This window comes from Rossellomorea sp. SC111 (assembly GCF_024733565.1).
Classification (GTDB): domain Bacteria; phylum Bacillota; class Bacilli; order Bacillales; family Bacillaceae_B; genus Rossellomorea.
On record NZ_JANIOC010000004.1, the window covers coordinates 267,586 to 292,155 of the forward strand.

Below are 24,570 nucleotides of genomic sequence, written 5' to 3' on the forward strand. Positions count from 1 at the left end.
TTCACCCTTTATATAGGGGGATGGGAGTGAAAGGGTCACCCTATAGATAAATTTTTATAAAAAAAACATTCGGGTGGGGTCCGAATGTTTTTAGGGGGACATATGAACTTAATGGATACGCCATTCAATGGCATGAAAATCTTGAACTTTCATCTATGTAACTTAGACTTAAAGTAATATTAATCTAGATAGGAGAACCAACTGTGCAAAAGAAAATATTCACATTCAAGCGCTTCTGGTGCCATGGCCATGGAATCTTGATAACTTTTTGCTTTTTCCAAGGCGTTCTTTTTAAAATCTGCTTTCATGGTATCAATCGCATATTGTGCTTCTTCCGCAGTGAATTGTTCGCCGTTCTCTGAAACTAGCTGATTATAATTACCTTGCTTTGACATGTACATCGTATCAGAGTAAGATTCCGCCTTTTTCAAAGCGTTGTCCTTCCAATCATATTCAAGCTTTCCCATGGCATACGCAGCCGCTTCCTCGGAAAACTTTTCACCATACTCTGAAACTAATTGGTTATGAATCTCCGCTTTGGACATATAGGGGGATGGGTGTGGAAAGATACTCTTTGGCAGAATTTTTTTATGATAAATTCAAGATCAACAACCTTAGCAGTCATGTGTGCTACACTAACCTATATACAACCGTCCTTAATCCTAAAAACATATGCACTAATGACAGAAATTTATAAAATAAAAAAAGCATCCATAGGATGCATAATTCTGACGCTTAACAACGGAATAAAATACTTATTTTTACCGAAATTGTAATACTATTCAAAAATTAATATTTTAATTAAAATACCTATTCAATGTTCAGTCATTTCAAGGAAACATTCATCATTTACATCTCCAGCGTCAAATGAATCTATCCTTGAACAGAAGATGAAAAATAAAAAAACTATTAGGAATAATCTAATATCTAAAAAATATATTTTGCTTTTGTTTTTAATACCTTATTCTCCTTACAAATAAAAATCATTACAATAGACGAGATGCCCGTCTAACTTTAACATTACATTTACAAAATCATGACTGTCTAAAAAGGTATTCATTGTTATCTTAAAATAATTTGAATTAATTAAATAATTTTCTTTATTAAAATGACAAATTTGATTTCCACCTCTATCTGACCATAATATTTGTATATTTCTTGGGTGGTAATCATTTCTATTCAGTTGGATTAACATATGACTTTTGCATTGTTCTATATCTAAAATTTTCAAGTAATCACCATGAAAAATGGTATTTATATCCCCCGTATCAAAAACACCTTGGTCAATATAACAAATTTTATCGTTGTACTTACTATAAGCAACGAAATTTAATAATGACTTTAATGTATCTGCTTCGGCTTTAGTCCTACATAGAATTCTTTTCAAATGGTGTAAATTACATTGATCTTTGATTACTATTTCTGCTTGACGGTGCTTCCTAATTTGATTCCCATCAAGGTTATACGTACTTTCGTTATGATAAATATAATGAAAGGGCGCATTTGCTAAACTACGTACCCCTTGATAAAGAGGTACATAATAGTGTGAAGCTAAACTTTCAAAAGAAAAAAACACATTGGGTTCATCTAGTATTTCTGTATCAAAAAGTAAAAATACTGGAACTGGACAATGTGCACCCAGGGCTGTGATTTGTGTACTTGCTCGAATTCCTTCATTGTGAAATTGGGTAGGGGTTAAAGGTCTAAAATAAAAACGAACGTAATCTTTATACATTTCCTCGGTTCCCAAAATCACTTCACCACTAGCGTTATCATTTAAGTTTTCATCTTTTAATTTTACCACTTGATTTCTGCTTCTCAATAAATCATCATTTAAAATATAAGCAATGTTTGTTATATGGCTGAAATGATATATATATTTTGACCACCACTCACATCCTTGTGGTAAATGCTTTGTGACACTTGAACTAAGTAATAGTTCTTTTGCCGAATTAACTGTTTCCATAATCAGTTACCCCCAAAAAAATCTATATATAATAAATATTACCATATATAATAATCTTAAAGGAGTGTGAATAAATGATTATCTATGAGAAAGGCGACCTTTTCAAGCAAATTAATCGGGTTGAAGCTATTATTAATACAGTGAACTGTGTAGGTGTAATGGGTAAAGGTATTGCTTTAGAGTTCAAGAAACGATACCCTGAAAATTTTCAATTATACAAAACAAAATGTGCAAAAAAAGAATTAACTATTGGCAACAGTTTTGTTTATGAAATACCTAATTCTGACACAACAAATTTTATTATTAATTTCCCAACAAAAAAACATTGGCGCAACCCTTCAAAGATAGAATATATTGAAGAAGGATTGGACAATTTAATTAAATTACTAGTAGAATATAATATAAAATCCCTTGCTATGCCAGCACTTGGTTGTGGTAATGGAAACCTAGATTGGAATAATGTAAAACCTCTAATTGAAAAAAAATTACAACCCTTAAAAAATGTAAAAATATTCATCTTTGAACCTTCAACCATAAAAGAAGAGAAGGAAAAAAACACTAAAAAAAGACCCAGATTAACTCAAGATAGAAAGAAACTTTTACTCTTGATGAATGATTATAATACTGCCACAAAAGGTCCCATGGTAAGTTATATTCAAACTCATATTATTAGTTATTTTATAAATTTCAACAAAAAAAATATTAACTTTGAATTAAGAGAAAAAGGACCTTTTTTAAAAGAACTAAATAAAGTGATAATACTGTTGAGTCAATATTATATTAAACCAATAGAAAATAACGAACCCAACCAACCCAAACAAATAGAAATCTTAAATGTAAATTTTCCACAAAAAAATGAAATCCTGAAAGATCCTGATTATCTTATAATAAAGTCACTAATCAGTGGATTTGAAACTTATGATAGCTTACTAACACTATCGATTACACACTGGTTTAAATTTAATGAAAATATAAATTCCAACGAAATTCCAAGTAGAGTTTTTTCCTGGTTAGAAAAAAATAATCATAAGCCGAATAAAACTCTAATTAATAATTCAATGAATAGATTAGAAAGGTTATATTTGAACTCAGAAAATTTATCAATGGATTTTTCTTAGTATTTTGTTATGCACTCATTAGACAAAAATTAATGAGTGTTTTTTCTAATGGACTCATTTTGCCAGAGTGATTAAAAAAAAGCCTTATAAATCACCTTAAATAAAATCCTATAAATTTTCGCTATTTAAAATAGGTTTTAAGTCCAACTGAATAGTTAATCCATCGCGTTCTAAACATTCCATTTTAAAACTCTACGATTCACTTAACATTTGTATTATGCTACTATAAAATTTTTGTAACTGCTCACTTTCAACTCCAGGTACCATCTGAATGGCTCCCACCTTATATCTAGCATGGTAGCCTTCCTAAAAATACCTCATCGCTTCCACAGAATTATTACTCGTCGGTGTCAGAATATACACTTCGCGGACAGCTCTTTCCCCTGTTTCCCTGTGAACAATTCCATCACGATACTTGTGCATTTCACCAAGGGCGGTACCGAGATTTTCGGATATTCGGTATTTTGGATCGAATACGAAGATTTCTTTTCCACACTCCAAAACGATATCAGGAATCATCCTTTGAGTATAGGTATAGAATTCCTTCGAATTGTACTGATAGTTCCGTTGGAAATAGAGTGACTTCCCATCTCGAAGTCTGATTCTGCTTTCTTTGTTTTGAGCCAAATCGATAAAGATTCCGCTTTCTGTCGTCTTGTATAGCCCACCGGTTTCCTCCACCAAGTTCAGCTCTCTCAATATCTTGACGATTCTCATGAAGCACCACATCTCATATAGTTCGAACGTGTCTTTCAGGGCAATGGGATAATCAAAACCGATTCCTTCCCTATCATGCTTGTATAGTTGCTCAAACCATTTATACCATTGTCGGTAAATGGGATGTTTCCTGAATTTCTGGGTTATGGAGTATGGCCCTTGATGCATGGAAACTTCCTGTAGAAAAGGAGAGTTGATCCACCTTCTTATCAATGAATGAAACGTTGCCGCTTTCTTGGAAATGTCCACTCTTTCCACTTTCATGTATGTCCTAAGGAGAGTAGTCAGGTCAAACAGCTGCTTCTTCAAGACCTGATTTTCATACACGTCCACTGTCTCAAACGTTTTGGTCGTCTCGACATTGAGGGGAATAGTTTCACCGTACCCTCTCTTATCCAGCCAGTTCAACGTCGTATGTTCAACACGTTGTACCCTCTCCCTTTTTTGAACAATCGGCAGTTTGACGAGCCTGCTGAATGGCTGTTTCTCGATACGGTCAAAAATCTGACGTAGAGGTTGCATGGACCTTTCAATGTAAATCCACTGCGTCCAGGAGGCTCCCCGGCTCTTACCGGATACAGAGACTTCCCTCTCCAATCCGCTCAATTGAAAACAGCTGTTGCTTTCCTCTAATACCTCCTCAATCATCACATCAAATTGCTGTTCTGATAGTTTACGGGAATCAGGATAAATGAATGTTTCATATTCCTTACCATTGAGGAATACTTTCACCGATCCGCTCTGGAAGGGAGTCACGAGTGTCGTAAAGAAACGGCCCCCCTCCTTGTGAAAAAGTATCGGTATCCCCTGCATCCTTAATTCGATTTCAGTCCCCTCATACCGCAATTTGTATTCCGTAGCCTCGGTTAAATAGGCTTCTTCAAAAGAAATCCATCCATCCGAAGACATCCATATTTCCAATGATTTATCTCCAGAATTGAGTGGCACCATAGTACTCCAACTCCTCTTGCATCCGTTTCACATGCTGCAAGGAGACGGAACTGCCTTCCAGATTGGCAGTCAACCAGCGATTCAGTTCATGAAGCATTTCCGATATTCGTTCGTCACCGCGGATCTTCGTTAACACCTTTTCGGCAATCACGCCATCCAGTGCTTCCATCGGATCCATTGCATGATCCGCTCCCAGCTGGTGATTCGCATAGAGCTTCTGAAGCATCTCCCCCATGGTCCTGTAGCCAAAATGAAGTTCGTATGCAGACAATTTAGTATGCAACTCCTTCAAAAGAAGGAATTCCCGGAACAATGAATCTTTCAAATCCTGGTCCACCCTTTTCCAGAAGGAAGTAAAGTCCACATCCGATAATGTCATGACAAACGCACGGTCCAGCACTTTATCCGATATGGAATGAGTAGTTTCGTCAATGTTGATGGTCCCTAGTATATAAACATTAGGCGGTATGATTAGTTTTTGAGGGACATCCGTTATATGCTCATCCTGATGAAGTGGGATTTCCTTTCTTGACTCCACCGCACTTAGATAATCACTCAAATAGTACTCCACCCTGGCCAGGTTCATTTCATCCAGTAGAATGAAATGTGGCTTTTCCCGTTCCTTCAATGCATTCAGTATCACTTTCAAGAATTCCGTTTTCACATAACGTTTCTCGAATGAACTGTAGTACCCGAACAAGGAACTGGCATCAGTCCAGTCGGGTCGGACGGGTATAATGCTGAAATATGGATTTTCACTTTCATACTCCAGCCCATATACAGCATTGGCGTATAAACGGCAAAGTTGCGTTTTACCAGTCCCGGAAATTCCGCTGAGGATAACGAAATGCTTGTCATCAAGCGCCGTCAGATTCAGGTGCAAGTCCCTCACAATGGATTTTGAAAAAGTAAATTGACTGTTATCAATCATGTCATGAATCTCTTGGAACCTGAAATTAGGATCAAGTGTTTCCGTGTCGGAAAGCTCATTTTCACCTTCCATTTCCAGTTCATTGTCCGCACTATCAGAAGGGGGTTCCACAGTTTTCCGTGCATGGGCAAACAAAAGAGCTGCATCAATAAAGTTCTTCTTCACCTGATGAGCCCCTTCCATGAAGGTCTCGGACTCATTGTCATAGGTGCCCACGCAATAAGAAGCATCATCCACCTTGATTCCATGTTCTTTGAGCAAGCGCATAGCTTCCACTTTGATTTCATGATTATCCATGCTCTGAGTGGCAAATAACTTCTTGATCCACCATTCCTTTGTACCATCGGCCAAAATCTCACGTACATTGGTGAAAATCTGGTTGCCCCCTGCCACCCTCAAGAGAATCGTTTGGTAAGGGGTGACTTTGTCATGGTAATCAAGGTAATCAATATTGCCTTTCGTAATCATTTGATCTCCATCATTGATTTGAAAAGATTGTCTCTAACCTTGATATTTAAGGTTTTCAGCAGAAGAAATCTCTACAGAATAAGGTCGTCCAAGCAGTTGGGTTTCTTCAATATCACGTATGGAAGACAATTGTTTTAATGCAGTCCAAGCCCTCTGTCCTGTTTGTATTTCCCTATTGATGAATTCCCTGAATTCGTTCAACCCGTCCCAGACTTCCTTTAAATATCCACTCAGTTCTTCCTCATCCATCTGTCCTTCAAGGTCCATACTCTTCCCTACTTGGAACCATGGCCTCTTTCTTGGTTTTATACAACTTTTCACAAAATCTTCAAATTCTTCTTTAGGCACCCTCGACTTTTCCTTCCATCCAGTGAAAATCGAGTACTCATCAGGAATCGAGGACAACACGTCCCGGATAACACCACTCCTGGACCAGGACCAAAAAGGAATAAGGCTTATTTCCGTATGCATCAATAACGATTGATCAATTCCATTAAATTCTAGCGTCAAAAGGTTGTATTCCTTCTCACCGGATTTCATATATAGACCCACAAAGTATTTCCTGCCCATATCAGAGTTCTTTTTCTTTTCTGCATATGTTGGATTCCGCGCATCATGATAAGTCGTCGTCAAAGTAGTATCGTAGTTACGGATGTATAACTTATCTCCCAAAGGAATTTCCTTGGAAGTAACGAATCGTTCAAATACCCTGTTTACTTGAGGAGCCACTTCATCAAGGACCCTGCGGCACCTAATTTCGGTATTGTCTTCATTGAATAATGATTGATAGTATGTAAGGTTGAGCATTGTGTTCACCCACTTATTGTTAGTTATGTTTCTAGACTAGCATATTATTGGGAGGAAAAGGGAAAGTATTCATCTTGCTCCCTTAAACACAAATAATATACATAATTTTACTTTTCTAGTAAAATACAAAATAAGAAATCTAGGTATTCACTCAATTGACGAGGAGAAAATATATGATATATGAAACAATAGAAGAATTAATGATTAAAGCACAAGCTGCAGAAGGAAAAACCTTCGGGGAAATAGATACCACTGGCAGAATAAAAAACTTAAAATCTAAAGGGACATTGGGTAACATCATCGAAGAAAGCTACTTTGGATACGAAATTAACTCTGCCTCCAAACCAGACTTTGAAAATCTCGGCGTCGAACTCAAAGTCACACCCTTTAAGAAAAATAAAAATGGGACATATTCTGCAAAAGAGCGATTGGTCCTGAATATCATCGATTACATGAATGAATTCAAATTGACTTTCGAGACATCCTCATTCATGAGTAAGGCAGCCAAAATGCTGATTATGTTATATCAATACGAGCCGGATGTAGATATAAGTGATTATCAAATTTTCAAAGCCTTCCTAAACGAATTCTCAGAGGAGGATTTGGCAGTGATGCGCCGGGACTGGAAAACCATCGTTACAAAAATCAGGAGTGGCGAGGCTCATTTGATATCGGAAGCAGATACCATGTATTTATCTGCTTCTACCAAAGGCGCAAACAAGTTGAGCGTCCGCCCTCAACCTTATTCTACTTTAGGGGCAAAGCAACGTGCATTTTCTCTTAAAGCTTCTTACATGACAGGTTTAATCCGCAAATGTCTTACACCTGAATACATGGAATCCTTCTCCAACAAAGACGAGCTTCAGACAAAATCACTGGAGGAAATCTTGAATGAGAGGTTCATGCCTCATTATGGGAAAAGAGTGGATTTATTATGTTCTGAAATGGGAATAAAGTATAACCCTAACAACAAATCCATGGTACCTCATTTGATGGCCCGACTACTGGGTGTTAAGAAAAATGATATCAGCGACATTGAGGAATTTTCAAAGGCAAACATCAAGTTCAAGACTGTTGGTCGTGAACCTGACGATAGTATCCGTGAACACATGTCATTTAAGAGAGTGAATTTTGATACACTGTTAAACGAAGAATGGGAAGATGGTGAACTATATCAACTTTTTGCTGAGCGAAAGTACCTATTCCTTATATTTAGGTACACCGAAAATTATAAGCCAAAGGTAAAACGAATTCCTTTTTTTGAAGGAATCAAACTTTGGAATATGCCCCAACAGACCATCGAAGGCGAACTATACAATTTATGGGTGGAATTAAAAAAAGTTGTAGATGAGGGAGTCGAATTGATTCCTAAAGGGAGACGGGTCTTCAACAATTTGCCTGGCCCCTCGTTTAACGGCGTCAGCCACGTCCGTCCCAAAGCAGGTAATGGGAAAGATAAAACGTTACTTCCCGATGGTCAATGGATCACTAAACAAAGCTACTGGTTGGATAGGGAATATATACAAGAAATTTTAGATGATGAATAAAATGAAAGCCACAGGAAATTCTTCTTGTGGCTTTCATTTTTAATAAGATTCTCTACTTTGATATCAAATTGCATCCCATGTTTATCACTGCCAAAAACCAGGTAGTATAAACATATCCCATCAAAAGGAGTTCGTGAAAAATGAAGAACCCTAAAACAACAGAGGAAAGAAGCAAAATTATGGGCTCCATCAAAGCAGTCTCTAAATTGGAAAACATGGTGACCGAAGAATTGTGGAGCCGTGGTTACAGAATCCGGAGAAATGTAAGGTCATTAAAAGGAACACCCGATATCGCCATAAAGAAGTATAAAGTAGTGGTCTTTATCGACTCTTGCTTTTGGCATCTTTGTCCGATCCATGGCAAGATACCTAAATCACACGTCGAGTTCTGGACAGAAAAGCTGACCAGGAACCAAGAACGTGATAAGGAAGTGACTGAATACTACGAGGAAAAGGAATGGAATATTTTGCGCCTTTGGGAACATGAGATACGAGGGGAATTCGAAACCGCAATCCAAAAGATTAGTGATTTCATTGATGAAGCTAAAATGGATTATAAATAAAGAACTCTCCTAATTGAATCGGGAGAGTTCTTTTTCTATTGTGCATCCGTTTCCGAAAACACCAAATCAAGTTCAACTTGATTCCCATCTACGTTTTCTTTCTCTAGTTCAAATATCCGTTTCCCCATGCGTTCTATTAACCCAACGACCAAGGCATTTCCCATACAGAAGTATCTCATCCTGTCCGTCATGCCTTCCGTCCACCCATCCGGGAATCCATTCAGTCGCTCACATTCGACCGGTGTAAGGATACGCAGCCTTTTCGTCTCTGGATCTTCCACCACATGGGAACTTCGATTGACAGTGCCTTCACTCGTCAACATCGTTCTTCCGGGTTTGTCCAGAGACTCGGGGAATGCCATGCCCCCTTCGGAAAAGACGTATTTATGTCCGGTTGCTGACGTTCTTTCAATCTTTTTAGGACCTTTTAAGTAAGTGAACTTTTCAATGGCCGCTTCAGTTAAATAATATCTTTCATCAACATCCGACTGAAGGATTTTCTTCAACGGAATCGGTGATTCTTCCACAGGAGTGACTTCTTCCGTATAGACTAAGTCGTCTCTCATGATTCCCGCGTTATAGTAATTCATTGAGAATTCATCGGAAATTTCCACGAGATCTTTCTTCATGATGAATGATTGAGGTTTTTTCTTTTCAGATATACCTTCTTTTACTGGAAATGGTTTTGCAAAGAATCCTTTATCGTGTAACATCTGGGATTCATCAAAACTTCTTCTATTGATTACATAAGGAGTTTCATTCTTAGTGGCAAAAATGAAAACCCTCCTTCTTCTCTGGGCTTGTCCATATTCAGCCGCATTGATGACTCTCCACTCCACAGAATATCCCAAGTCCCTGAAGCTCGCCAACATGATGGAGAAGTCCCTGCCCCTTTGTTTAGAAGGGGACTTCAGCAGTCGATCGACATTCTCAAGCAAAACATATTTAGGACTTGTCTCCCTCATCAACCGGGTAATCTCCCAAAAGAGAACGCCTTTCTTACCCTGAAGTCCTTTTTCCCCATTCAAGCTTCTAGCAACGGAGTAATCCTGACAAGGGAAGCCACCGACAATCATTTCGATATCCAATTTTTTGAAAGTCTCTCCATCAACCGTGCTTATATCTTCATTAGAGTGCATACCTTGTTTATCAAATCTACGTGCATAACAGTCGAATGCATGCTGTGCTTTCTTTGAAGGTTCCCATTGATTTCCCCAGACAACATCAAAACCTTTTGCTGCTTCCAACCCGATTCGGAATCCACCCACTCCGGCAAATAATTCTATTACATTTATCATTACCGAACATCCTTTCGGTTATTTCTTAAGCTTTATTATAATAAAACTATCACTAAATACAACTCTTTAACATAATATATAAAAATAAATATAGAATAAGTACAATCTTAGATTATTATTTTGTTTTATGACGGTATTTAAAATGTCCCAATAGTATATTATAACAGAAATCAAGCTTTAAGATATAGGAATATATTGAGAGGTTATAGTTACTAATGTGAACGGTATGTTCAGTGATATTAAGGAATAGATTAAGTAAAAGATATAGGAAGCCCACTTAAACTGAGGACTTCCTATAAAGAATATAGCTAAATTTATGCGAAGGAAAAATCTACATCTTAAAGAGCTCTAAGATATCTTGATAATCTTCTTCCGGATTAGGCTCAAGCACACCATTTTCAATTGCTTGTATCATTCTTTCTTCTTTTTCCTTTAGTCGATCATAGATTTTTTCATCAATAGTATTACGACGTTCCTCTTGTCCTTGAAGCATAAAATAATAATATTGAGTATATTGATTACTTGGCAGGCCTAATCTATGAATACGATCACGCGACTGCAGCATATGAGTCAGGTTAAAAGAATATTCTAAATAAATTGCATCGTGACATGTTTTATGCAGAGATACCGATTCTGCTAAGGTATGTGGATTTGTCACCAGCACATCTACTTCCCTCTTTTTGAATTTACCTATAATTTCATCACGTTCTTCTTGCGGAGTATTGCCATATATGACTGCAGAGTTTATTCCTCGACCCCTTAAATCAGCATGGACTTTGTCAATTGTATTAACAAACATACACCATATAATAGTTTGCTTATCCTCTTCAAATAAATCAGTTGTTAAATCAATCGCTTCTTTATACTTCCTTGTTATTGGAATATTACGTATTAAGTTAATTTCCTCTTCACTAAATGTAACTTCTTCCTTAAATAAAGAACTATCCCACAAGGGGGCATTCTCATCACCATACATTTCTATCACATCAATTGATTTAAGTAATAATTCAGGGTTTGCAGATGCTTGAATCAAGCGAATATAAAGATTGAAAGGTGAACCCCCGTACTTACGATACAAAAGATCGATGAGTTCTTGTTCCTCTTTTGAAGCAGGTACTTTAATGATTTCATCTGGATTCGCAGGTGGAACATCGAGTTCATTCTTAGTGGTTCTCCAGAAAAATGGATATAATTTCCCATTGATACTATCTACTTGAGTTGGACCTGGGTTCAGTAAATCATTGGGTTTGAAATTAAAGAACAACTTATATTCATCCGCATACAAGATATTCAAGAAATTGTAAACGTCTTGATATGTGTTCGGAATAGGCGTTCCAGTCAAAACATATTTAAACCCAGCATTGACTGATACCCTTTTTGCTGACTGAGCCCTCTTGCTCTGTACTCCCTTAATTTTATGAACTTCATCAAAGACAAGCATCGTCCTGCTATCAATGATATCGCATAGTACAGATTCATACTTTTGTAAAGATTCATAGTTTATGAGAATAAGGTTTTTCTCCCCACTATCCAGTCGTATCCTAAACTCATTCATTTTGGATTCATGGATATCAAGTTCTTTCAAACTCTTTTTATCTTGAAAGTTTTCTACAAATTCAAGCTTCCAAGATAAGAAGGAGTTCTTAGGACCAATCATCACAATCTTATCAACTTCGTTGACTTCATCTGAATTAAGATAGGCGAACACACCATAAATCATTGAAGTTTTACCTGCTCCTGGCACAGAAAAGTTCGCAGCGTTTTTCATTTGATGCATATAAAATGCACTCCACATCTGCTTGTCACGTAATTCACGGTGCAATTCTTTATGAACAATACTACTGAATTTATTAAACCTTTCTCTAATCATTTCATTTTGACTTTTGATTAACTTTCCGTATTCTGCACGCTCTTCAATCCAATAAGCCGTTCTGGCCAAATAGTCCTTTAATCGCGTACTTACAATGAATTTGAACTTTTTCCTCTTAGCATATTTTTCAAGAACAGTAATTGCTTTTTTAATTTCTATATATGTAAGTTCATCAGAAAAATTAGGATAAACATCTTCATAATAAGGAGCGAGCTTTTGTGAAATTGCATAGTCATTAGGTGGTATACTAAAACCTTCTAAATTATCCTGTAGAACTAATTTGTTATCTTCCAAAGTCAAAATAAGTGCATTTTCTGTCAAAGTATCTGTATCCAAGACAAGTCGCCCCTTATCATATTTAACAATTTTCTTCTTTACCACTTCATTTATTTCCTGCACGTATACTGTTTCATGTTTCCTTTCATTATTCCAAAGCTTATCGAATTCCACCCTTGCCTTATGTAGCTTTTGTTCATCAAAAGAAGAGGCCAACCAAGAAGCTGTTATATCGAATGATTCAAAATTATTCTTTATAGCTGCTTCCGTTTCATTGTTAGATCCAGTAAAGTAAATTACATTTTCATCAAGGTCTTTACAAAGGCCAAACTTAGAATGGAATATTCCGTATTTTGTAAAACCAATTTTCACATCTACATACCCGTTCGCAATCAGGTGAGCCAGATTAAAGAAATCCTTCTGTTCTTCTATAGTCATGGATTCATCCAATTTGCTAATCAATCCATGTTGGACTTCTTCCCTCAATCCATATCCTTGTTTAATCAACTCAAAGTCCTCCTGGCTGATTTCCAAGGATATAATCAACCTCATTCTCCCATTATTATTAATTAAGCCCGAAAGCCCTTTCGCATAAGATGCAAGGGCTTTCGAACTAAAATAACCACTGACGCGATCATAGGAAGTAGCCAAAGATAATACTGGATTGTAGAACTCCTTGGCTATATTGGAAGAAGTAGTATAATAGGTAGGCTGTAATAAAAGTTCATTAAACCTCAATTTTCCCACCAAACTTTTTTAACATTGAGTCAATTTTCCCCAATACCAGCCTAAATTCTTTTTCATCTTCACTTTTCAATCTACTGACTTGATCCAAATCGATTCTCTCCAAATCAGCTAACGCTTGATTTAATAATTCAACTGGCTTTTTTCTCGCTACTTTGATTTGTGTATCTTGAATCTTTCTATCAATGATGTCTTTCCCTTCTTTTCGAACTACCTCAAGTTCCTTACCTATTTCCTTGACCGTTTGAGTAGTGACTTCCTCTTGGTCTTGTAAGGTTTCATATACCTCTTCCACAACTTCTTCATACTCATCCAAGAAATCATCCCGATTCGTACTGTGAATCACGAATTTCCCCATCTCACGTATGTAACGGGTAAGGTCCCCTTTTTCTCGATTTGTAAAGATTGCAGTGAACAAGGCATTTCTAATACGAAGGTACTCCTCGCGCTCAGTTTTATTTGGATATTCAGGTCTACTCAAATCTTTAAAATCCAACTTTTTGAATTCTTTATTTAGAATTCCTACTAATTCTTGAAGTGGACCATCCAATTCCATATCTCTTGCGATAAAATACTGGCCTGGAGCATTGATGAACTCCAAATATTGAACCATCAATTCAGCTTTTTTCAAGCTTACTTCTACCTCTTTTGGCCTTTTGTTTGTATTTTCAGCATATTCCTTAATTGTGAATAGCTTATCAATTGAAATATCGCGATAAATATCGACGAGATTATCTATTGGGTTATAATCTACCGGACGTTCCTCTGCATGCTGCAGATTTAATTCAAGTCGTTTGATATCTCGGTCATCAATTCCATTTTTCGGATCTAGGATAACCGCTTCAAAATAAACATCTTTACCTTCATTTTTCAAAAGCCGTAAACAAGTGAAACGCCTGTTCCCATCAATGATACGGCCATCATTCAAAACAACACCGGGTACTCTTTGACCAAAGCGATCAATATTTTGTTTAGTTGTCTTAATCGCATTACTATTTGAGTTTTCAATGAATTTCTGTAGAACCATGTTATAATCTTCAATAACATCTTTATCAATCTTATTTCCTTCAGTAAGGTATTGACTGATGTATGTGGCGATACGACCGTTTTTTTCATTGTAATGGACTAAATCCAAAGGGATTTTACAAACAGTATAGTTATCTGTTTCCCCCTTGATGGTTAACTTTCTTGTCCCAGTAGTTTCTTGTATTCTGCTTCCAATCAGACTCTTTAAATCAATCGTCATTTTAATATATCTCCTCAAAATAAGTATTTTTGTTGATAAATATTTTTGATAATTCATGTGAGTAGTGCATTTCTGAATTGTTCACAATCGATATGACCCTATTCAAGTCCAAAGACATACCGTAATTTGTTTTTGTATAATCATTCATTTCATAAATATCTTTAAATTGATTAAGTTGGACCAAAAAACTAACAAAGTCCTTTAGTGAAACATCGGTTTGCTGTTTTATAAATATATATCCTGTAGACAATTGTATGACTCTTACATCATCTGAAGTCCAGATGATTCGATTATAGAAGGAATCTTCAAATCCTAAGTTTTCCACTTCATGTGAGAACCCACTCTCCCTTATACTTTGTAAAGAAAAGAATCTGTTTGGAGGAACGGTTGCTAGTGCTTTTCCCCTAAAATCTAAAAGCAAGGTTTTCGGAACATCCGCATTTGCCAAATTTTTGGAAGTTATGTAAATATCCTTTTCAACCTTAACTACTTCCAGACTTTTTTCCAGACTGTACAAAGCTTGATTGAAGGAAGAGGAATTAAATATTTCCTTTTCATCACGTGAAAAATAATCTTTGCTTAGTATTAACTCAGTAAAGTAACTATCAATTGACCCATATTTATCACTTAATACATATTTACCTTTCAAGCTAAATCCCAGCTTAGATAGAATCATATTATTCAAGAATTTATCATGAAAATCATCGTCGATTCTACTACCTAATTCATTAAGCTGATCGATTGTATAGATATCGTCAACCAATAAATTTCTCAAAATTTCAACATCTTCATCTTGAAGTTCATCATATTCTACCTTAATGAAATCTTCATGAATATACTCATTGAGAAACATATTTATATAACTATGTAATGAATTCCCTTTTAAGCCGTAGTTATCCTCTGCATAGTCAACAAAACTGTCAATATGGATAGGTGCCTGTTCGTGAAATAACTTAACCAGGAAGTCTCTTTTCTCCAAGTTCCCCACCGAAAACTCTGGCATACGATTATATGTGACACCATCCACTTTAATAATTCTTTTATAAAGATTGTGTAATTCATGCTCTGTCCTTATATCGATTTCTTCCATGAATTCTTTATTTTCCTGATACACTTTTACCATGCTATAGACACCTTGTGTTAAGGATAAAAAAGATTCCAGACTTTTTATTTGTAAAGAGTCTATCCCATCAAAATCAAAATAACGATAATGGTTACTCTTTGTCCTAATGACGGTGGGGCACCTTTCACTCATTCCGCGCACTGAAAAAGCATCAACTTGAAGTTTTTCATCCAACTCGTTGACTTCGAGATATTCATTGAACTTTTCTACCATTTTTTCATCATTCGTACTAGTTTGTGCATGATGGAAAATGACCTCTTCAAATATAGAGCTCTTAGTTACAGGAACTATCCTTCCTTTGTAATCGACAAAAGATTCACATGATTTTAAGATAGTCTCAATTTGGGGGTGAGTAAAATCATTTTCTTCAGCCAGTAATGAAATCAGGGGTTCGTTCCCCTTGTTTAGTATTAAATTAAGAAATTGATAGACTTCGACGGACTCGTTAAATATGGAACAGAATAATTCCTGATTCCAATCAAATCGTTGAAACCACTCCGTATATAATAGGATTTCCTCTAGATCACCCACACGGCTTAGAATCCGTCTCTCTTTATTAGAAACTGCTTGCCTGGAAATATTTTGTGTCTCAGCGATTTCTCTTAATGTCCACCCTTTCATCCTCAATAGTAATATATCCTTATTAAGAAAATCCTCATCAAGAAAATCTTTTATTTTCTTATATTTTCTCACATATCCATTTTCACAACGAATAAGCAACCCTGTTTTAATATTTTTCTCAATAAAAGTTTCGATTAAATCAACTTTAATATTTTCATTGATAGCTATCTCTATAGAATTCTTAAAATCATCCACTGTGATGGTTTCTTTCGGAAGCAAGCTTTCTATCATTTGCTTCATATGGGTTTCTATTAGGAAACATGGGGGATTCCCCTTGTTTATTTCAACGGATTCAAAAGCAGTTCTTATTTTCATGTATAAGGAGGCACGATTCCCCCCCATTAAGAGGCTTAATTCTTCCAAGGTTAGTGCAGGTATATCATCATAATTTATTCCAAATTCTATTAAAGTATTGATGTTATTAAGACTTAATCCCCCATACGCAAGTTGAAATAAACTATTTTCTCTTTTACTTTCATCAATGAGAGGAATTGCATCTATAATTTTTTTCACTAGAGCAGGTCTATTCTTGCTTAATGCTTTAACTTTTTCGCTGTTAGTTGAAAAATCCCCCCATTCAAATTCATCTTTCACTAGTTTTTCTATACTATTCAAAGAGACCTTATATTCACACAAGGCATATAAGTCCAGATTTTGTTTCATACGGTTAGGTACACCCCACTCAGCAAGAATATGTTAACAAATAATTAATTTTGCTTAATCCAAAAAGTCGAAATAAGCTTGCTTTGAAGTGAAAAGTCTGTTCATTTCGGGAACATAGTAATAATCATTCATGCTGTATAAAGCGCTTTCTACACCTTCAAAACTTAATTGGACCTTGTATCTTTCTTTAATTTCCTCAAGAAGCTGATTGACAGTTAGATTTTTGAAATCCCTAAGGATTATCCCTACTAAATCATTTAGAGTCACTTTCTTTACTGATTTAACAAAAAACGTTTTTGAATCTAATGTTATGTTCTTCAACCTACCCGGTCGCTTCAAAAGATTTTCATAAAAAATCGGATCAAAACCATACTCATCAATTTCATGCTTAAACCCTTCAGCTTTTATAGATTCCAAAGTAAAGAAAATTTCAGCACTAACAAAATTTTCCACATCATTTTTATAAGACTTAATCTCTTCTGAACCAACATTGGCTTTTTTCATTCCGGTATCAGTGAGGTAAAGAGATTTTTCAACTTTTAATAATTTATAAGCATTTTCATAATTCTCAATTTTCCTTTTGACATATGGGGTGTCGAATATACTTTCAGATTTGCTGTCAAAATAATTATTCGATAATATTTTTGTTTGCAAATACTTATCAAGTCCGCCTAATCCCTCTCTGATTACATACGAAGACTCTATGAGATAACCAGACTTAGATAAATCATCTTCATTGATTTTCAACTCCGTGAATCCAGGCACCACGTTTTTTCCTTTATTCACGATTTCATCAATAGTATATATATCCGCATTGAGGATTTCAGCCCAATTGATATCACTGCTAATTATATGTAAGTGGTTAGTCTGCTTCTTCTCCACTTGGGGCATATCTTCTAAAATTCCGGCTATAAAAGATGCATTTATCCAATAAGCTTGTTTAGTAATTAGTTTCCCACAAGGAAGTTGTACTGTATCATTACTATCCTTTGCCTTAGGACGAACGTGCATGATGGCATTGTCAGAAGAGGAAGGTAGATTATTTACGGAAACGAATTTAGATCCCCTTTTTCGTTTTTCAATCACTACACCATTTTTTAGAACTTCTTTGAGTTGCCTCCAAAATTTTTTAACTTCTTGCTCAATTTGGGCAGCTGGCATTTTCCAAGCCCTTATTCCCCGGAAGTAGACTTGCCCATCAATTTCTTGTAACACGAAGAAACAAAATGTAGTATATAAGAATTTATTCCTTATACTACTCTCTTCCCAACTTTCTTGATTTACCATATTAAAATTTATTTGTTCGAATGACATGGATTCCTTTGGGATGCCGTTTTGTTTTAGATTCACAGTCTTTATAGCTAGATTAAGTCCTTGTTTTGACAATGTTTGTTTTGAAATCCCTGCATCTCTCAACATTTGATTAATAACCGTAACAGTTGATAGTTTTCCCTTAATAAGGTGAACATTCAATCCTAACTCAGTAGCTAAGTTTTCAAATGAAAGACCGTAGTATTTTGTAAGCTTATTAACTAAGTCTTCCACTATACAATTTAAATCTTTTTGCATTTAATCACCTTTTTATTGTCTTAAATTAATGTAGGATTTTTACAGTAGTCATATAATCCTATATATTTATATATTATAACAATTCAGGTATTTGATTTACAAAGAAATTCACATGTTAAAAATTGTCTATCTCAAAAACTTTAATTGATTATTCTACGAAAGTCCCCCATGAAAAACTTATGAATCTTCATTTCTGCTAAACTTATATACCATACTGTGGGCCTTTGAAGACCTCCCTGACATGCCAATGCAAAAAAGCATTGTCCGGATAATAATACGACTGAATCGGCTCACGAACCAACTGACCATTAAACCTCATCAACCACTCTTCAAACCCATGACTCCCATGTGCATCCTGAGAAACTAGCATCCTTCTCTCAGGCGTAAAAGTAAACACTCCCCTATCAAATAGCTTATGGTGCAAATAACACAAAGCTATTCCGTTTTCTTCAGTATCAGGACCACCGGCTTGGTGCCATTTGATGTGGGCTGCTTCGACTCCTACGAGTGTGTGGGCTAGTCTTACATTAAAACCGCAAATAGCACAACTGTACCCATAAGCCCTTAAAATTTTCTCCCTAAATTTTGGGTCTCTCTTCATTTTTGTATAAACGGTGAAGTCCAGTCCAACCGCATCTAGGATATCTTGGTGAAGCGTTTCTGGAAAATGACTGTCTAATATAATATGAGCAATCTCCTGGACCAGCCTGGGGTCATTTTTTAGAAGCTGATATACTTCCGGGGTGAATCCCCCAGCAACTTCATCGGCCAGTAGTTGCCGATTACTCGGACTTTTCGTATTTGCTTCTTTATCCAGAAGCCATATCCCATCTCTTTTTAATCGTAAAAAAGGTTCTTCAGGATGATAGGATTTCCTGAGCGGTCAGAATTCCCTCAGCAGTTCTGTTAGCTTCTCCCTTGTAACCTCACAACTTATGAATCTGGGTTTATCTGCTTGTAGGTGTCCCAAAGCAAACAAAATCAACAATGGTTTATGGGGAGCTCTCTGGTCCCCTTTCTTCCATATGGACAGGTTATTAATTCTTTCCTTTAACTCAACGCTGTTCATCATTTTCCACCATTCATAGAGATCTATTTCTTCCTATATAATAGATAAGTTGGAACTTCCAATGAATCAATCCTTTACCTCAATCAGGAACATCTTATCCTTAAATCCCCCACGCTTCTCAGCCTTATCTTTCCGTACTGCTTCTACTTCTTCAATAGTAGATCCATGCTGCTTAGACAAAGCCCTGACAACCTCCAAGAGATCAGCAAGCTCTTCCACAGCTTCTCCATCCGTTTCAGCCGCACAGTATTCATCAAGTTCTTCATAAGCTTTTTCTTTTAAGTACTTTATGTAGTCTTCATCGTTGAGGATCTTTGTTGAAAACTCCTTACCACTACTTTTAATGATTTGTGGGATTTTATCACGGACTAACTTGTTATAGGTTGGCATGCTGATGACCTCCTGTGGATTTTATTTTCTATTTTATAACATTTTTTAATAGAGATGATTTTCAAACAAGATAAGCCTCTAAGCAGGTGACCTTCGCCACCATAGAGTGGCTAGGAATCTTGTTTACTTGGGATACGATACACATATAATGCATCAAATTACCCCAAGAGTGAACCTCCCACTCATTGATCTTTCCAATCTTCGACGGGTATTACTGCATATATTATTAACCAAGTCATCATGAAAAACATCTTCAAGGAACTCTTGTTTAGTAGCTTCATATACGATCATATTCGTCAGCTTTTCGTCTAACAGTATATTCCTATTATTTAGTTAAATTTGGGATTTAGCAAGCTTCTCCCTAATTTTCACCTTTACGTAAAGAGCATATAGAGAAATACTTTAATAATATTCCATTTATTTCAATAAGTTGACGACCTGTCCGTTCCAAGCCATTTTTCACCATTTGATAATGGTTGTAAAAGGGGTCAAAGTATTGGATAAACCATTGACAGAACGGGAATTATACGGATTATACTTAGGGATTTTATTACGAAAAAGACGAGATGAAATGGGCTACACTCAGGCTGAATTGGAAGAAAAAGCACAACTAGCTCGAACCACGATAAGTAAGATTGAACGCAATGATCGCATACCCGAATCCTACACCCTATCGAAAATCGCAATAGCATTAGGGATTAGCGTGGACCGATTAAATGAAGAAGTGTGGGAGAACGTAAGGATACATAAAGACAATAAGTCTTCTGCATTAAAACACCAATACTCCGATTTAGACTATAGAGGTGATTGAGATTAAAAAGCAGGAATTTGTTTTGATGAAGGATAAGCAAATTTACCGTTTTATGATTGTTGGGTTTGATGAGAAGAATGCTTATGGGGAGATCTATTTCACGGAAAATGATAAATCTACTTCTATATTTAGGGGTTCGGATGTGAAGGAAGTTATAAGGTTGGTGAAGGAAGAAAGCAGTGGCTTACGGGGGAGGTAAGCCACTGTTTTCTTAGTGGGAAAGAACTTCTATAGGTTTTAGATTAAAGCTTATTATATATAGAAGAATCTATTTAGTTCTACAACTACAGTAATTATTCAGGAACGTAGAACCTTTGTAAGGGAAGTAAAGCTCTTTTATCATTTGGCATTTTCTCATACCACTCTACAACAAGACGAACCAGTTCCTCTAAGTCAACTAATCTAACAGAATTATGCTTTGCTACTGCTTCTGCATGCGAAGTAAAACCTCCAGTCGATACAAATAAACTATTCGCGTCAATTGGGTTAGCTCCTAATAACTGTTGAATCTCAGGAGCAGAAGCAGAGCTCTTACGGTGTTTGACCTGCACCTTTATTATTGGCTTCTCAAATCCGAAAGCATCTTTAAAGGCAAGTACATCAACTCCACCATCAGGTCCTTTAGGACTTATTCTTACGTTATATTTCATTGCTTGCAACAGCCCTCCCACGAGCTCTTGCATTTGCCAAGGATCTAGCTTATCTACTTTATCTTCAATCATAACTAAAGCCTTACTAACAAGATCTTCAACCACTACCTCTTCTTCCTCATCGTCAAACTCTAAAGGGGTTGAGTCTGGGTTCGCCATTAATTTCTCAATTTCAGCGCCCCATTGATCCACGCGAAATACTGTTAGAACAGAACCTAAACTATTCTTTGCAGATTGAGACAGCCTATCCCTATCTAAAAACTCATTCTCCCATTTAACTCGAATTGTATTAGGATAATTGGGGTCTCCGACAGAATCGTCATAGAAATGAGATTCCAAAACAGTGCCAACCATGTACTCTCGCTTTTCTTTTGAATATGATATGACTTTATCATTTGTTTGTATATCTCGACTAAAACGCCATACTTGATTAACCCAGCTATTCCTAGATTGAGGTTTTTCCTCACTGAAAACAGCATCTGCTTTAGTTTTCATTTCTTCTTTAGAAGAATACTGCTTTGGATTTCCTAATTGAGGCCAACCTATTGACGCTAAACCTTTTTCCTTCCATATGGGTATTAGTTCATTATTGTCACCAGCACGAATCATCCACCATTTGGTCATTAGAACCTCTCCTCTACAAAAATACAATTAATACATATTATAACATTTAATATACATACTTTTGTTTTTACATTGGGAATGAACAAGAATAAGAGCCGGTCCTCATCAAAACTGGAACCTTTTTCGAGGTGAATTGTTTTTTTTATTTAGTTGCATTCCTTAGTCGAAACAGTCTTTCACACCGCCCCAAAAAAAGACAAGGTCTCCCTTGTCCCCTACTCCTCAATATATGGCTGCTCCCTCAAATGCCCCGTCCGTTCCACCATCACATAATAAAACTCTCCATACTCCACCCAGCGAAGCGGAAACTTCATCGTCAGAACATTCTCTTTGTTATACACACTGATCTGCTTCTTATCATAGGTAACCTTCTTTATCTCCTGAAGAGGTATGCTCTCCTTCTTCTCACCCGTGACCTTCCTCAATTCCCTGCCCACAATGACGACGGCACTCCGCTTTTTCTTCCATAGTTCATAGAGGGTGAGGATCCCTCCAAGGAGAGTGAAGCCGATGGAGATGTAAACCTCCTCATCAATTCCGTTAATGAAGACCCTGATCCAGTGGGAAATCAGGATGGCGTAGAAGAACCACAGGCCTTTGGAGAGGCTTGGTGAGCTCTCGTAGTAGACGGTCTCTTCATTTTCACGGGCGTATTCTTCTCGTTTTTTCAGGAAGTGTTGTTTGTGCTCCTCGATGGTTCTGTTCTGTATCGGTTCGAGATCGGTATGGGTCCCTTCCCACATGTCCGCACTGTCATCCTCCTCCTCAAGGCTATATCCTCCTACCCAGGCAGCGAGTACCTCGTCCCCATGGGAGAAGCTCATCAGATAATAGCGTAGCTGCTGACCGTATGAGTTCACGGTGTCCACGAAATCGACGACCTGAATGTTTTCCGGAAAGATATGTAGCTCCTCTCCTTCTTCATCTTGCAAATGGACCAGATGGTTAAATAGATGTGCCTTGGCAAGCACCGGCTGCTTCGGACTGACCGGGAAGAGATGCTCTTTATTGTGTTCCGCGAGCTCCCAGTACATCATTTCGGCACTTTCGACATGGTTGGAAAGCGATTGGAGGATGTCCGGTTGAACCGGGATATTCTTATTCATCGCAACCACTACCGCATTTGTGCTGATACGTGGATCCTTGAACGACACCGCCTCCTTCAGGAAACACTCTGTCTCTTCGGAGTAATAGAAGTTCATCAACCCGATCAGCACATTGAGGCGGTACCTCAGCTGAAAGTAGGTTTCCTTCCACGATTGATACGCATAATCGGACCGGTATTCCTTGTCATACTTCAGGTACTCGTCCCGAAGCTTCGCATAATCAGCCAGCAGCAACGGAAGGACCCTCGCTCTCTTATACCCTGCCTCCACGCCCGACTCATTGATCGCCGTAATGAAGTCATAGTACATATATTTATAATGAGGGGACTCCAACTGATCGAACGTCTTATCCACAATTCCCTTCAACAGCACCGGAAACTCACACAACTCCTCCACCGGCAGCACGACTTCCTCATGGGTAACCAAATGCACCGACTTGTCATGAATCTCCTGAAAGATCCCCTCATCCTTCGTCAGCAGCAGACACTCAAGCGCCCGCACCTTCGCATCCGGATCAAGCCCCTCAAAGCGCAGCAGAATCTCATCAATGATCTCAGGCATCGGATAATCACACACAAACTCCACCAACCCAAGCGAAGGATTATCCCACACATCCACCCGCACAGGAAACGATGTCGCCGCCTCCTTCATCATATCCTTCAACATCTCCACGCGGATTTTCAGATCATCATGCCCCTTCAACTCATACAACGTCCCAAGCACCTCATACCGCGTCCCCGGATCCGCACTGTGCAGCTGCTTCACCAAACTTCTCATCTTGATTTCGTTCATACGGTCCCCTTCTTAGTAAAAAAATGATTATTTCTTTGTTATTTTATTATGGGGGAGGGGGGAGTACATGTGTCTTTTGGCATAGGCAAATAAAAATATTTTACAGTTAGAGCTATCTCCTTTTAATATAAAAAGAAGCACCAGAACCGTCCCCTCGCTTCCCTAAGAATATCTAATGACCAAATGAGTACGATAATAAACCAACAATACAAGTAAAAAAATACCCACCAAAAGAATAACCCAGTCCAATTTCTTATTATTCATAAACCTATTGCACACACCATATAATTCCAGCCCAAGCAACCCACCAACAGTATTGGTAATGACATCAGTTATGTCTGTCGCTCCAATAGCGAATATCAATTGAATGAATTCAAAAGTAAGACTTAGAGCTAATATAAGGGCAACTTTAGGTGAAAAGCCCACTTTTTTGAAATTGACATCCAAGAGCAGACCGAATGGAATGAAGATAAGGATATTATCTACCATCTCTCTGGTACTTCCAGGTGCAGCAAATGGGATCAAGTTTAAACTAGCATATTGATAATGAAATACTGACAAAATATTGTATTGTAATTTGAATAGGACTAGCCAGGTTAGTATCACTAAATAGAATGCCAGCAATCCTCTAGATATTATTTTTTCCATGT

The 24,570-nt window shown here is 37.1% G+C and carries 19 protein-coding genes and 1 pseudogene; 5 read left to right on the top strand and 15 right to left on the bottom strand.

The genetic code is table 11. The features are described 5' to 3' along the window. Positions 1 to 179: 179 nt before the first annotated feature. Together NQ095_RS07100 and NQ095_RS07105 are read right to left on the bottom strand one after the other, a co-directional pair. Positions 180 to 545, bottom strand: a complete 366-nt coding sequence (locus NQ095_RS07100; protein ID WP_258262774.1) for an Ltp family lipoprotein — start codon at positions 543 to 545, stop codon at positions 180 to 182. A 425-nt stretch (positions 546 to 970) separates the two neighbouring features. Then, complete coding sequence (locus NQ095_RS07105; RefSeq protein WP_258262775.1) at positions 971 to 1,966, bottom strand: DUF4433 domain-containing protein; 996 nt, start codon at positions 1,964 to 1,966, stop codon at positions 971 to 973. A gap of 74 nt (positions 1,967 to 2,040) precedes the next feature. Between NQ095_RS07105 and darG the strand changes: the two genes are divergently transcribed. Continuing rightward, entirely contained in the window at positions 2,041 to 3,084 is a 1,044-nt protein-coding gene (gene darG / locus NQ095_RS07110; protein ID WP_258262776.1) for a type II toxin-antitoxin system antitoxin DNA ADP-ribosyl glycohydrolase DarG, read from the top strand. Positions 3,085 to 3,390: 306 nt separating this feature from the next. Here the strand turns inward: darG and NQ095_RS07115 are convergent, their stop codons facing one another. The 3 genes from NQ095_RS07115 to NQ095_RS07125 are packed head-to-tail and all read right to left on the bottom strand — an operon-like array spanning position 3,391 to position 6,958. Continuing rightward, the gene (locus NQ095_RS07115; RefSeq protein WP_258262777.1) at positions 3,391 to 4,752 is read right to left on the bottom strand and encodes a restriction endonuclease-like protein; all 1,362 of its coding nucleotides are present in this window, start codon (positions 4,750 to 4,752) and stop codon (positions 3,391 to 3,393) included. Further along, complete coding sequence (locus NQ095_RS07120) at positions 4,727 to 6,151, bottom strand: McrB family protein (RefSeq protein ID WP_258262778.1); 1,425 nt, start codon at positions 6,149 to 6,151, stop codon at positions 4,727 to 4,729. The genes NQ095_RS07115 and NQ095_RS07120 overlap by 26 nt, the downstream gene beginning before the upstream one ends. A 33-nt stretch (positions 6,152 to 6,184) precedes the next feature. Continuing rightward, positions 6,185 to 6,958 carry a hypothetical protein gene (locus NQ095_RS07125; RefSeq protein WP_258262779.1) on the bottom strand — a complete coding sequence of 258 codons (774 nt, stop codon included), beginning with the start codon at positions 6,956 to 6,958 and terminating at the stop codon, positions 6,185 to 6,187. Positions 6,959 to 7,131: 173 nt separating this feature from the next. Here NQ095_RS07125 and NQ095_RS07130 point away from each other — a divergent pair, with 173 nt between their 5' ends. After that, entirely contained in the window at positions 7,132 to 8,505 is a 1,374-nt protein-coding gene (locus NQ095_RS07130; protein ID WP_258262780.1) for a Sau3AI family type II restriction endonuclease, read from the top strand. A gap of 140 nt (positions 8,506 to 8,645) precedes the next feature. Beyond that, the gene (locus NQ095_RS07135; RefSeq protein WP_034761767.1) at positions 8,646 to 9,068 is read left to right on the top strand and encodes a very short patch repair endonuclease; all 423 of its coding nucleotides are present in this window, start codon (positions 8,646 to 8,648) and stop codon (positions 9,066 to 9,068) included. Positions 9,069 to 9,103: 35 nt separating this feature from the next. On the opposite strand, the gene dcm is transcribed toward NQ095_RS07135, so the two are convergent. The 7 genes and pseudogenes from dcm to NQ095_RS07170 all read right to left on the bottom strand — a co-directional run bounded on the left by dcm (position 9,104) and on the right by NQ095_RS07170 (position 19,937). After that, the gene (gene dcm, locus NQ095_RS07140; protein ID WP_258262781.1) at positions 9,104 to 10,366 is read right to left on the bottom strand and encodes a DNA (cytosine-5-)-methyltransferase; all 1,263 of its coding nucleotides are present in this window, start codon (positions 10,364 to 10,366) and stop codon (positions 9,104 to 9,106) included. Between the two features lie 331 nt (positions 10,367 to 10,697). Beyond that, entirely contained in the window at positions 10,698 to 13,250 is a 2,553-nt protein-coding gene (locus NQ095_RS07145) for an SNF2-related protein (RefSeq protein WP_258262782.1), read from the bottom strand. After that, on the bottom strand, positions 13,240 to 14,502 hold the full coding sequence (locus NQ095_RS07150; RefSeq protein WP_258262783.1) for a hypothetical protein: 1,263 nt from the start codon (positions 14,500 to 14,502) through the stop codon (positions 13,240 to 13,242). The genes NQ095_RS07145 and NQ095_RS07150 overlap by 11 nt, the downstream gene beginning before the upstream one ends. Position 14,503: 1 nt before the next feature. Next, positions 14,504 to 16,909 (bottom strand): hypothetical protein, encoded by a 2,406-nt coding sequence (locus NQ095_RS07155; protein ID WP_258262784.1) that lies wholly within the window; start codon positions 16,907 to 16,909, stop codon positions 14,504 to 14,506. 54 nt (positions 16,910 to 16,963) lie between these two features. Continuing rightward, complete coding sequence (locus NQ095_RS07160; protein WP_258262785.1) at positions 16,964 to 18,478, bottom strand: MutH/Sau3AI family endonuclease; 1,515 nt, start codon at positions 18,476 to 18,478, stop codon at positions 16,964 to 16,966. A gap of 202 nt (positions 18,479 to 18,680) precedes the next feature. Next, positions 18,681 to 19,547: pseudogene (locus NQ095_RS22560) on the bottom strand (phosphorothioated DNA-binding restriction endonuclease). A gap of 66 nt (positions 19,548 to 19,613) precedes the next feature. Continuing rightward, positions 19,614 to 19,937, bottom strand: coding sequence for a nucleoside triphosphate pyrophosphohydrolase (locus tag NQ095_RS07170; protein ID WP_258262786.1), 324 nt, complete (start codon positions 19,935 to 19,937; stop codon positions 19,614 to 19,616). 472 nt (positions 19,938 to 20,409) lie between these two features. Between NQ095_RS07170 and NQ095_RS07175 the strand changes: the two genes are divergently transcribed. Continuing rightward, positions 20,410 to 20,748 (top strand): helix-turn-helix domain-containing protein, encoded by a 339-nt coding sequence (locus NQ095_RS07175; RefSeq protein ID WP_258262847.1) that lies wholly within the window; start codon positions 20,410 to 20,412, stop codon positions 20,746 to 20,748. A gap of 25 nt (positions 20,749 to 20,773) precedes the next feature. After that, a complete protein-coding gene (locus NQ095_RS07180; RefSeq protein WP_258262787.1) occupies positions 20,774 to 20,947 on the top strand; it encodes a hypothetical protein in 174 nt (57 codons plus the stop codon). 94 nt (positions 20,948 to 21,041) lie between these two features. Here NQ095_RS07180 and NQ095_RS07185 read toward each other — a convergent pair whose 3' ends face one another. From NQ095_RS07185 to vanZ-A, 3 genes are all read right to left on the bottom strand, one after another. Next, positions 21,042 to 22,022 carry a restriction endonuclease gene (locus NQ095_RS07185; protein WP_258262788.1) on the bottom strand — a complete coding sequence of 327 codons (981 nt, stop codon included), beginning with the start codon at positions 22,020 to 22,022 and terminating at the stop codon, positions 21,042 to 21,044. Positions 22,023 to 22,237: 215 nt separating this feature from the next. Further along, positions 22,238 to 23,920 (bottom strand): hypothetical protein, encoded by a 1,683-nt coding sequence (locus tag NQ095_RS07190; RefSeq protein ID WP_258262789.1) that lies wholly within the window; start codon positions 23,918 to 23,920, stop codon positions 22,238 to 22,240. Positions 23,921 to 24,082: 162 nt separating this feature from the next. Continuing rightward, entirely contained in the window at positions 24,083 to 24,568 is a 486-nt protein-coding gene (vanZ-A, locus tag NQ095_RS07195; RefSeq protein ID WP_258262790.1) for a glycopeptide resistance protein VanZ-A, read from the bottom strand. Between the last annotated feature and the right edge of the window lie 2 nt (positions 24,569 to 24,570).